This is a genomic window from Pseudomonas sp. AS2.8 (genome assembly GCF_014190935.1).
Classification (GTDB): domain Bacteria; phylum Pseudomonadota; class Gammaproteobacteria; order Pseudomonadales; family Pseudomonadaceae; genus Chryseomonas.
This window is the reverse complement of the sequence record NZ_JACHVV010000001.1, coordinates 1520463-1529594: the sequence shown is the minus strand read 5'-3', so window position 1 is coordinate 1529594 and position 9132 is coordinate 1520463. Positions and strand designations below refer to the sequence as shown.

Below are 9132 nucleotides of genomic sequence, written 5' to 3'. Positions count from 1 at the left end.
GTGAAACGATGCATCGCCGATGGTAGTGTGGGGTTTCCCCATGTGAGAGTAGGTCATCGTCAAGCGCCTAACACCCAGCACCCCCGCTCAGTTCACTCTGACGGGGGTGTTGTCTTTGGGGCGAGAAAAGTTTGGCCGGGCATCAGGGCGCTTAGGCGCTTGGAGCAGATAATCGGCTAGCGGGCGTCTGACGCTACGGAGCTGGGGCGGCCCTCACCCTAGCCCTCTCCCGGGGGGAGAGGGGGCCAGAAGCGGTGCAGCGGAGGGTTTGGTGCAGTGCCGGCCAGAGGGGTGCTGCCTGGAGCATGCAAGAGCACAAGAGCCCCAACAGCCCCAACAGCCCGGCTGCGCCGGGCTGTCCTGTTTTGAGCGCAAGAGGCGTGATCGCCCGTGAGGATCAGGTCGTAGGTTGGCGCCGAGCGCAGCGAAGCCCAACGCTTTGAGGTCGCTGCGGGCATGGCAGGTCTGGAAAAAAATGACCATCACGACGAGCTCCGGTTAGCTAGGCAGTCGTCTAGCCTGCGCTGCGTATATAGCGGGTCGGCAAATCTACGCTGGTCGAGATCGCCCGCAGCAGTCTGTCCTAAAGCCACCGGAGCCACCGGTAACCTGACCGGGAATGATTCTGATCTGGTACATTTTCCTTAACCTTTTCGGTATACAATGCCCAATGGCCTAAGGCCGGTAGGCAAGGGGTGCGAAGCGTCGTACCCCTTTTTTCTTTGCATGACCAACCAAATTTCTAGCGTGGCCTAGGATCCTATCCCTTGAACGTTAGGATCCACGGACAGGTGTTTAGGTGACGCAAGCGATGAAAGCGCAAGCGAAGGGGATTCGATTTTGATCAAGGTGCTAGTTGTCGACGACCATGATCTTGTTCGTACCGGCATCGTGCGGATGCTGGCGGATGTAACAGGAATCCAGGTCGTCGGCCAGGCAGACAGTGGCGAAAATGCGCTGATGCTGGCCCGTGAGCTCGAGCCGGATGTCGTCTTGATGGACGTCCGGATGCCCGGCATCGGCGGGCTTGAGGCCACGCGCAAGCTCTTGCGCAGCCGGCCTGACCTGAAGGTGGTTGTCGTCACCGCCTGTGAGGAAGATCCCTTCCCGACACGTTTGCTCCAGGCGGGTGCCGCAGGCTATCTGACCAAGGGTGCTGACATCGAAGAGATGATCACCGCCATCAAGCAGGCCTTTGCCGGTCGCCGTTACATCAGTGCGCAGATCGCCCAGCAGCTTGCCTTGAAGCCCTTCCAGTCCAAGGCTGAAGCATCGCCCTTCGATCAGCTGTCCGAGCGCGAGATTCAGATCGCGCTGATGATTGCCGGCTGCCAGAAGGTCCAGGTCATTTCCGACAAGCTCTGTTTGTCCCCCAAGACCGTCAACACCTATCGCTATCGGATCTTCGAGAAATTATCGATTACCAGCGATGTCGAACTGGCCATGTTGGCTGTTCGCCACGGCATGGTAGATGCAACGAGTTGATATGAGTCAATCTTTTGATGCTGCGGCCTTTTTATCCGGTTGCAGTGGACGTCCGGGTGTCTACCGGATGTTCGATGAGGGCGGCAAGCTCCTCTATGTAGGTAAGGCCAAGAACCTCAAGAACCGTCTTTCGAGTTATTTCAGAAAGACCGGCTTGGCGCCCAAGACGGCTTCCATGGTGTCCAAGATCGCCCAGATCGAGACCACCATCACCGGCAACGAGACCGAAGCGCTCTTGCTGGAACAGAATCTCATCAAGCAGTGGCGTCCGCCCTACAACATCCTCCTGCGGGATGATAAGTCCTACCCCTATGTCTACCTCTCTACCGAAGATAAATATCCTCGGCTGACCATTCACCGCGGAGAGAAGAGAGGGAAGGGGCGCTATTTCGGGCCCTATCCCAGCGCCGGTGCCATCCGCGAAAGTCTCAATCTGCTGCAGAAAGCCTTCCAGGTGCGCCAGTGCGATGACAACTATTTCCGCAATCGCACGCGGCCTTGTCTGCAATACCAGATCAAGAGATGCAAGGGTCCCTGTGTTGCGCTGGTGAGTGAGCAGGAATATGGCGAGGACGTTCGCCACTCCGCCATGTTTCTCGAGGGGCGCAGCAATGCCCTGGCCGAAGAGCTGCAAGTCAAGATGGAGAGCGCCTCGGTCAATCTGCAGTTCGAGCGCGCTGCCGAGCTGCGTGATCAGGTTGCCCTGGTCAGGCGTGTCCAGGACCAGCAGAGTATCGAAGGTGGTACCGGCGACGTCGATGTCATAGCGGCGCTCGTCAACCCGGGCGGTGCCTGTGTCCACCTGGTCAGTGTCCGCGGTGGTCGGGTATTGGGCAGCAAGAATTTCTTTCCAGAAGTGGGGATCGAGGAGGATTCCAGCGAGGTGCTGGCCGCCTTCCTGGAGCAGTACTATCTCGCCTACCTGGAGCGGGATCTGCCGGATGAGATCATCGTCAATTCCGTCCATGAAGACTTCGCTACCCTGATCGACGCCTTTGCCGAGGTCCACAAGCGGCAGCTGGTCATCGCTCATCGCGTCCGCGGGACCCGCGCACGCTGGCAGCAGCTGGCAATAACCAATGCTGAGCAGGCGTTGAATACGCGCCTGGCCAATCGGCAGCACATGGGTGTGCGTTTCGACGCCCTGGTCCAGGCGCTGGATCTGCCCGAACCGCCGCAGCGGCTGGAGTGTTTCGATATCAGTCACTCCAGCGGCGAGGCGACCGTGGCATCCTGTGTGGTCTTCGGGCCGGAAGGGCCTCTCAAATCGGATTATCGTCGTTACAACATCGAAGGTGTGACAGCCGGCGATGACTATGCGGCGATGCATCAGGCGCTGACGCGCCGCTTCAGTCGGCTGAAAGCGGGCGAGGGCAAGCTGCCTGACATCCTGCTGGTGGATGGCGGCAAGGGCCAGTTGGCCATGGCTCGTGAGGTACTGAGGGAGCTCGCTGTACCGGACCTGGTGCTGCTCGGGGTCGCCAAGGGCGTTACCCGCAAGCCTGGCCTCGAGGTCCTCTATCTGGACGATCCTTCCAACGAATTCACCCTGCCGGCCCATTCGCCCGCACTGCACCTCATCCAGCAGATCCGCGACGAGGCGCACCGTTTCGCGATCACCGGGCATCGCGCGCGCCGCGGCAAGGCGCGCCGGACCTCCTCGCTGGAGGAGGTCGCCGGTATCGGGCCCAAGCGCCGGCAGGAACTGCTGAAGCACTTTGGCGGGCTCCGCGAATTGCAGCGCGCCAGCATCGAGGAAATTGCCAAAGCGCCCAGCATTAGCAAAAAGCTGGCCGAGCAGATTTATGCCGCCTTGCACAGCGAGTAGAATCGCCTCACGTTCACCAACAGCCGCGCCAATGAATATTCCAAATCTGCTTACCGTACTGCGCGTCTTCCTCATTCCTCTGTTCGTCATCCTGTTCTACCTGCCGGTCCACTGGAGCTACTGGACCGCGAGCACCGTTTTCGCGATCGCCTGCGCGACCGACTGGCTGGATGGATATCTGGCCCGGCGTCTGGGGCAGAGCACGCCCTTTGGCGCCTTTCTGGATCCGGTAGCGGACAAGCTCATCGTTGCTGTGGCCCTGGTATTGCTGGTGCAGGAGCACGCCAACGCCTGGCTGACGCTGCCCGCCGTCATCATCGTCGGTCGCGAGATCGTCGTATCGGCGCTGCGGGAGTGGATGGCCGAGCTGGGTGCCCGTGCCCAGGTCGCGGTCTCCAATCTGGGCAAGTGGAAGACCGCGGCGCAGATGCTGGCGCTGGTCATCCTGCTGGCCAATCCGCCACAGATGACTTTCTGGGTCATTAGCGGCTACGCCTTGCTCATTGTCGCGGCGGCGCTGACACTGTGGTCCATGTGCACCTATCTGATGGCGGCCTGGCCGCATCTAATGAGTGCTGAGAAAAAGAAATAAGTTTTTTGAATCAATGGCTTGACATGAAGGGTGGCTCAGATAGAATGGCGCCCGTCACCAAGCGGGAATAGCTCAGTTGGTAGAGCACGACCTTGCCAAGGTCGGGGTCGCGAGTTCGAGTCTCGTTTCCCGCTCCATGTTTTACATGAGTGTCGCAAGACATTCAGGTTTGAGGCCGGGTGGCAGAGTGGTCATGCAGCGGATTGCAAATCCGTGTACGCCGGTTCGATTCCGACCTCGGCCTCCACTATTGAAAGCCCCGTAGATCTCTGGTCTACGGGGCTTTTCATCATCCAGGGATGTGTGAATACTGGATCAGGTTCTACGAATCCGGTCGTTTGCGGATTCGGTTCTGCCCGAGTGGTGAAACTGGTAGACACAAGGGACTTAAAATCCCTCGACTTAACCGTCGTGCCGGTTCGATTCCGGCCTCGGGCACCATCCAAATGAAAAGGCCACTCCTGTTCGAGTGGCCTTTTTCGTTTACGAGGGAATCGTCCAGTAGGGTGTCTCATCCGCGTCGCGCTCGATGCGTGAGCGGCTGTCGAGGATGAAGGCTTCGAGCATGGCAGCGTCGAGCAATTCGGTGCGGGCGATGGGGCGATTGAGTACCGACTGACCGCTACGAGAGAAGACCTCGACATCGTAGGCGCGTTGATCTCGCGTGGAGATCACGCAGCGCAGGGGCTCGAATCCGCCTTTCAGGGTGTTGAAGGCGCTGGCGAGTTCGACATAGAGGGTCATCCGGAAGAGCTTCCTGTTCAAAGGTGGCACTGTGACAGCATTGGCTGCTACAGGGTTTCACCTTTGCAGATAAGTGCCGTCATATCGCGATGCTAGTCGCAAAATTCCGGCCCTGCTTTCGGAGTTTCATTGCCAGCCTTGCAGCCAGCATTCTGCATCCTGCAACTCGTGCCAGTCCAGCGTCCAGGTGCGGCGAGTGAGAACCGCTTGTATATCTATCTGCGAGATGGGGTCGGTCTCGATGTCCGGGGTATGCACCCGGGTAACGATGAAATGCTTTTGCCGCTCGCGGGGCTGGACGGCCGTCCATTTGCTGAGCAGCAGCTTGTTGGGGTTGATGTGGCGCTGCTTCATCCCTGCATGGCCTCCAGCAGCGGTGCGCTCCGATAACGCTGCAGCAGGGCTTCCAGGTTGCGATCGGGCATGGCATGGGCTCGGAGCGCCGTGATGGTGCGCTCGACGTATTCCAGGGTGGTGCCGAAATGGCCGCAGGCCTCGGTCAGGACCCGGTTGAGGATGTCGTCGGGCAGGCTGCCGGCGTAGCAGGGCAGGTTGCGCTTCAGCACGAAGCCGAGCGCCTGCACCTTGCTGCCGTCTTCCAGGTGGCATTGCAGCCAGCGGGGGCGGTAGGACCCATCAGGCATCTCGCGCTTCCACAGGGCCAGCAGGTGGTCATCCAACTGGTCATCCGGCAACTGGTAGGCGAAACCGGAGCAGGAACCGCCGCGATCCAGGCCCAGCACCAGGCCGGGTTGCTCGGGGGTGCCGCGATGCAGCTGGGACCAGAGATAGAGGCCGCGGTGATAGCCGTGCACCCGCGCCCGGCGAACGTCGACGGCGGGGCACTCGGGGCGCCAGATCAGCGAGCCGTAGGCGAACAGCCAGACCGGACCGGGTTGGCGTTGGGCCAGGGTGGCTTCGAGAGAGGCCACCAGTTCTGGCTGGGTGAGCGGCGTGGCAGGCGCGAGCTTGGGGGGATAGGAATCGTGAATGCTGGAACAAATTTGTCTGTGCATATGCCGCCTGGTCCTCAACCGCTGGAGCTGCCAGGTCTAGGAACCTGGCACTAAGATCCTAACGAAAGTCCGGGAAGAACTCCTAGACCGTTCGTGCCCATCTTTATGACGCCTGGTTAGGTCGCAGCGAGAAACATGCCAACGCCTGGGGAAAAAGCACCAGACGAAAAAAAGCCCGACAGGTGTCGGGCTTGGAATGCAGCTAGAGATCGATCAGGCGCTGGTGCGGATCAGGTGATCGAAGGCGGCCAGGGAGGCCTTGGCGCCCTCGCCCAGGGCGATGATGATCTGCTTGTAGGGCACGGTCGTGACGTCGCCAGCGGCGAAGACGCCGGGCAGGGAAGTCTGGCAGCGCGCGTCCACTTCGATCTCGCCACGTGGCGAAAGCTCCACGGTGCCCTTGAGCCAGTCGGTATTGGGCACCAGACCGATCTGCACGAAGACGCCTTCCAGGTCGATGTGGTGGAACTCGCTGGAGTTGCGGTCCTTGTAGACCAGGCCGTTGACCTTCTGGCCGTCACCTTTGACTTCGCTGGTGAGGGCGCTGGTGATGACGGTCACGTTGGGCAGGCTGAACAGCTTGCGCTGCAGCACGGCGTCGGCACGCAGCTGGCCGTCGTACTCGATCAGGGTGACGTGGGCGACGATGCCAGCCAGGTCGATGGCCGCCTCGACACCCGAGTTGCCGCCGCCGACCACGGCGACGCGCTTGCCCTTGAACAGCGGGCCGTCGCAGTGGGGGCAGTAGGCTACGCCGCGGTTGCGGTATTCCTGCTCACCCGGCACGTTCATTTCGCGCCAGCGCGCACCGGTGGCGAGGATCAGCGTCTTGGCCTTGAGCGAACCGCCATCGGCGAAGCGTACTTCGTGCAGGCCGCCGGCTTCATGGGCCGGAATCAGCTGCTCGGCGCGCTGCAGGTTCATGATGTCGACTTCGTACTGCTTGACGTGTTCTTCCAGCGCCATGGCCAGCTTCGGACCTTCGGTCTCCTTGATGGAGATGAAGTTCTCGATGGCCAGGGTGTCCAGCACCTGACCGCCGAAGCGCTCAGCGGCCACGCCGGTACGGATGCCTTTACGTGCGGCGTAGACGGCAGCTGCCGCACCGGCCGGGCCGCCACCGATGACCAGGACGTCGAAGGCGTCCTTGGCCTTGAGCTTGTCGGCGGAGCGGGCGGCGGCGCCGGTGTCGAGCTTGGCGACGATTTCTTCCAGGCCCATGCGGCCCTGGCCGAAGGGTTCGCCGTTGAGGTAGACGCTGGGCACAGCCATGATCTGGCGGCGCTCGACTTCGTCCTGGAACAGGGCGCCGTCGACGGCGACGTGCTTGACCCGGGGATTGAGCACGGCCATGAGGTTCAGGGCCTGCACCACGTCCGGGCAGTTCTGGCAGGAGAGGGAGAAATAGGTTTCGAACTGGTAGTCGCCGTCGAGGGCCTTGACCTGCTCGATGACGTCCTGGCTGGCCTTGGACGGATGACCGCCGACCTGGAGCAGGGCCAGGACCAGGGAAGTGAATTCGTGGCCCATGGGCAGACCGGCAAAGCGCAGGTCGATGTTCTGACCGGGGGTCAGCAGGGCGAAGGAGGGACGACGCGCATCGCTGCCGTCGGTGCTGAGGCTGACCTGATCGGACAGGCTGGCGATATCCTGCAGCAGGCTGTGCATTTCACGGGACTTCGCGCCATCGTCGAGGGACGCGACGATCTCGATGGGGCGCGTGACGCGTTCGAGGTAGGTCTTGAGCTGGGCTTTCAGATTTGCGTCCAACATGGCGACGTGGCTTCCGTAAAAAATGGGCAAAAAAAGAGCGCGCGGGCAAGGCGCCCGGGCGCTCGGGCTAGATCAGGCGGGGGTTAGATCTTGCCGACCAGGTCCAGCGAGGGGGTCAGGGTCGCTTCGCCTTCTTTCCACTTGGCGGGGCAGACTTCACCCGGGTGGTTGGCGACGTACTGGGCAGCGCGAACCTTGCGCAGCAGTTCGCTGGCGTCACGGCCGATGCCGTTGTCGTGGATTTCGCACAGCTTGATCTGGCCTTCCGGGTTGATCAGGAAGGTGCCGCGCAGGGCCAGGCCTTCTTCTTCGATCAGCACTTCGAAGTTGCGTGCCAGGCGAGCGGTGGGATCGCCTACCAGCGGGTAATTGACCTTCTTGATGGCTTCCGAGGTGTCGTGCCAGGCCTTGTGGGCGAAGTGGGTGTCGCAGGACACGCCGTAGATCTCCACGCCCAGCTTCTGGAACTCGGGGTACAGGTCAGCAAGGTCTTCCAGCTCGGTGGGGCACACGAAGGTGAAGTCGGCCGGGTAGAACACGATGGCGGACCACTTGCCCTTCAGATCGGCCTCGGTCACCTGGACGAATTTGCCGTTGTGGTAGGCGGTCGCGGTGAAAGGCTTCACTTCGGTGTTGATCAGGGACATTGATGACTCCTTGATGGGGTTAAGTCAGGGTTGAAATCGATAGGACGCATACTAATCGCATTTTGACGATTCACCTCATTGTTAAAGGCGATACTGGCGATTAGGCGCCTCTATCGGATACTACAGGTTATGAGCCAAATCAGAGGCTTAGCCGGGCGTCAGGCAGCGCCCAGGGCCTTGGTGGTGGCGGGATGCTGACCCCATTCGCTCCAGGAGCCGTCATAGAGCCGGCCATCCGGGAAGCCGGCGACACTGAGGGCGAGCAGCAGCACCGCGGCGGTGACGCCACTGCCGCAGCTGGTGATCACCGGGTGCAGGCCATCGATACCCAAGGCTTGGAAGCGCTGGCGCAGCTCCTGGGGTGGCAGCAGGGTGCCGGCCGCGGTCAGCAGGCTGTCGTAGGGCAGGTTCTGGCTGCCGGGCATATGACCGGAGGCCACGCCCGGGCGCGGCTCGGGGACCTCGCCGGTGAAGCGCTTGGCGCCGCGCGCATCGAGCACCTGGGTCTGGCCCACGCTGAGCGCGGTCTGGACATCGCCCAGTCCGCAGAGCAGGCGGTTATTGAAGATGACGGGGTAGGGCGGCTGCGATCTGGGCGGGTTCTCACCCGCTTCCAGCGGCAAGCCCTGTTCACGCCAGAGCGGCAGGCCGCCATCGAGCACCATCACCTGATCGTGGCCGAACAGGCGGAACAGCCACCAGGCCCGGGCCGCGGAGAAGAGACCCTTCTGGTCATAGACCACGAGGGTGGTCTCCGGGGTGACGCCCAGTTCGCCAGCCAGCCGGGCGAAGCGTCCGGCGCTGGGGACCATGTGCGGCAGCGCGGTGTCCGGGTCCGAGAAGTGTTCGATATCGAAACGCAGGGCGCCGGGGATGTGCTGTTGCCGATAGGTCTCGTCGGCGACCTGTGGCTCGTTGGGCAGATAGAGACTGGCGTCGAGGATCAGCAGATCCGGGCGGCCGAGTTGCTCGTGCAGCCAGGCGGCGGTGACCAGCGGGGAAGCGATCATGGGTGGCGCTCCTTGATGGGCAAAGGACGACAGCTTA

9 protein-coding genes and 3 tRNA genes are annotated in these 9132 nt (G+C 61.7%); 6 read left to right on the top strand and 6 right to left on the bottom strand.

The annotated features are described in order from the left end of the window. Positions 1 to 840: 840 nt before the first annotated feature. From uvrY to FHR73_RS06895, 6 genes are all read left to right on the top strand, one after another. A complete protein-coding gene (gene uvrY, locus FHR73_RS06920; RefSeq protein ID WP_158895839.1) occupies positions 841 to 1485 on the top strand; it encodes a UvrY/SirA/GacA family response regulator transcription factor in 645 nt (214 codons plus the stop codon). A gap of 1 nt (position 1486) precedes the next feature. After that, complete coding sequence (uvrC, locus tag FHR73_RS06915; RefSeq protein WP_183630157.1) at positions 1487 to 3313, top strand: excinuclease ABC subunit UvrC; 1827 nt, start codon at positions 1487 to 1489, stop codon at positions 3311 to 3313. A 31-nt stretch (positions 3314 to 3344) separates the two neighbouring features. Further along, positions 3345 to 3905: a CDP-diacylglycerol--glycerol-3-phosphate 3-phosphatidyltransferase gene (gene pgsA, locus FHR73_RS06910; protein WP_133861891.1), complete on the top strand. Its 561-nt coding sequence runs from the start codon at positions 3345 to 3347 to the stop codon at positions 3903 to 3905. A gap of 61 nt (positions 3906 to 3966) precedes the next feature. After that, positions 3967 to 4042 (top strand) — tRNA-Gly (locus tag FHR73_RS06905). A 36-nt stretch (positions 4043 to 4078) separates the two neighbouring features. Then, a tRNA-Cys gene (locus FHR73_RS06900) sits at positions 4079 to 4152 on the top strand. A gap of 107 nt (positions 4153 to 4259) precedes the next feature. Then, a tRNA-Leu gene (locus FHR73_RS06895) sits at positions 4260 to 4346 on the top strand. Between the two features lie 42 nt (positions 4347 to 4388). On the opposite strand, the gene FHR73_RS06890 is transcribed toward FHR73_RS06895, so the two are convergent. The 6 genes from FHR73_RS06890 to sseA all read right to left on the bottom strand — a co-directional run bounded on the left by FHR73_RS06890 (position 4389) and on the right by sseA (position 9095). Then, positions 4389 to 4649, bottom strand: a complete 261-nt coding sequence (locus FHR73_RS06890) for a hypothetical protein (RefSeq protein ID WP_007161858.1) — start codon at positions 4647 to 4649, stop codon at positions 4389 to 4391. Between the two features lie 126 nt (positions 4650 to 4775). Then, a complete protein-coding gene (locus FHR73_RS06885; protein ID WP_183630156.1) occupies positions 4776 to 5003 on the bottom strand; it encodes a TIGR02450 family Trp-rich protein in 228 nt (75 codons plus the stop codon). Next, the gene (locus tag FHR73_RS06880) at positions 5000 to 5665 is read right to left on the bottom strand and encodes a gamma-glutamylcyclotransferase (RefSeq protein ID WP_183630155.1); all 666 of its coding nucleotides are present in this window, start codon (positions 5663 to 5665) and stop codon (positions 5000 to 5002) included. Before FHR73_RS06880 ends, FHR73_RS06885 begins: the two co-directional genes overlap by 4 nt. A 213-nt stretch (positions 5666 to 5878) precedes the next feature. Beyond that, the gene (gene ahpF / locus FHR73_RS06875) at positions 5879 to 7438 is read right to left on the bottom strand and encodes an alkyl hydroperoxide reductase subunit F (RefSeq protein WP_183630154.1); all 1560 of its coding nucleotides are present in this window, start codon (positions 7436 to 7438) and stop codon (positions 5879 to 5881) included. Between the two features lie 83 nt (positions 7439 to 7521). Then, the gene (gene ahpC / locus FHR73_RS06870) at positions 7522 to 8085 is read right to left on the bottom strand and encodes an alkyl hydroperoxide reductase subunit C (protein WP_007161854.1); all 564 of its coding nucleotides are present in this window, start codon (positions 8083 to 8085) and stop codon (positions 7522 to 7524) included. A gap of 158 nt (positions 8086 to 8243) precedes the next feature. Beyond that, positions 8244 to 9095 (bottom strand): 3-mercaptopyruvate sulfurtransferase, encoded by an 852-nt coding sequence (sseA, locus tag FHR73_RS06865; protein WP_183630153.1) that lies wholly within the window; start codon positions 9093 to 9095, stop codon positions 8244 to 8246. Between the last annotated feature and the right edge of the window lie 37 nt (positions 9096 to 9132).

What these genes read in the sequence shown, in the direction of transcription:
- ahpC (WP_007161854.1), bottom strand. Translation starts at nt 8,085, where the DNA reads ATGTCCCTGATCAACACCGAAGTGAAGCCTTTCACCGCGACCGCCTAC.
- uvrC (WP_183630157.1), top strand. Translation starts at nt 1,487, where the DNA reads ATGAGTCAATCTTTTGATGCTGCGGCCTTTTTATCCGGTTGCAGTGGA.
- FHR73_RS06880 (WP_183630155.1), bottom strand. Translation starts at nt 5,665, where the DNA reads ATGCACAGACAAATTTGTTCCAGCATTCACGATTCCTATCCCCCCAAG.
- FHR73_RS06890 (WP_007161858.1), bottom strand. Translation starts at nt 4,649, where the DNA reads ATGACCCTCTATGTCGAACTCGCCAGCGCCTTCAACACCCTGAAAGGC.
- pgsA (WP_133861891.1), top strand. Translation starts at nt 3,345, where the DNA reads ATGAATATTCCAAATCTGCTTACCGTACTGCGCGTCTTCCTCATTCCT.
- FHR73_RS06885 (WP_183630156.1), bottom strand. Translation starts at nt 5,003, where the DNA reads ATGAAGCAGCGCCACATCAACCCCAACAAGCTGCTGCTCAGCAAATGG.
- sseA (WP_183630153.1), bottom strand. Translation starts at nt 9,095, where the DNA reads ATGATCGCTTCCCCGCTGGTCACCGCCGCCTGGCTGCACGAGCAACTC.
- ahpF (WP_183630154.1), bottom strand. Translation starts at nt 7,438, where the DNA reads ATGTTGGACGCAAATCTGAAAGCCCAGCTCAAGACCTACCTCGAACGC.